The sequence below is a fragment of the Candidatus Hydrogenedentota bacterium genome (assembly GCA_016791475.1).
Taxonomy (GTDB): Bacteria; Hydrogenedentota; Hydrogenedentia; order Hydrogenedentales; family JAEUWI01; genus JAEUWI01.
Genome location: JAEUWI010000350.1, coordinates 1 through 586, shown reverse-complemented (window position 1 = coordinate 586; position 586 = coordinate 1). Strand labels below are relative to the sequence as shown.

Here is a 586-nt window from a genome sequence, read left to right as displayed (position 1 = left end):
GCACCCCTTCGGCCAGGACACGGGCCGGGTTGCCCAAGGCGAGCGGTATCTCGATCGAGAAGGTACTGCCAACTCCTGGCTGACTCTCAACGCCGACCCGACCGCCCATCATATCGGCGAGGCGGGCGGTGATGGCCAGGCCGAGTCCGGTGCCGCCGAACTGGCGGGCAGTATTCGAGCCGGCCTGCACATAGGGCTGGAACAGCCGCACCCGCTGCTCCTCGTCGAGGCCGATGCCGGTATCGCTGACCCCAATGCGCAAGGTCAGCCGGTCGCCGTCTCGCGCCAGTTCGTGGGCAAAGAGGGTCACCGTGCCGCGCTGGGTGAACTTGATGGCGTTGCTGGCAAAGTTGAGCAGGGCCTGACCGATGCGCAGGCTGTCGCCGTACAGCAGGTTGGGCGCCCCGGCGATATCGCTGCGCAGGGCCAGCCCCTTCTCCTGCGCCTCGCCCAACGCCAGCAGCGCCTGTTGGTCATCGCGCCGCCGGCCCTGGAGCCAGATCAGGATTTGCAGGATGATTACCACCGCCAGCAGCAGCGGTAGTAGCCAGACAGGCATTGTGCTCACAGGCCCTTAACGCAAGGA

At 66.6% G+C, this 586-nt stretch carries 1 protein-coding gene; it reads right to left on the bottom strand.

Going from position 1 to position 586, the window contains the following annotated elements; translation table 11 throughout:
* A partial coding sequence (locus tag JNK74_29625; protein MBL7650334.1) for a hypothetical protein occupies positions 1-559 on the bottom strand: 559 nt, incomplete at its 3' end.
* Positions 560-586 lie beyond the last annotated feature (27 nt).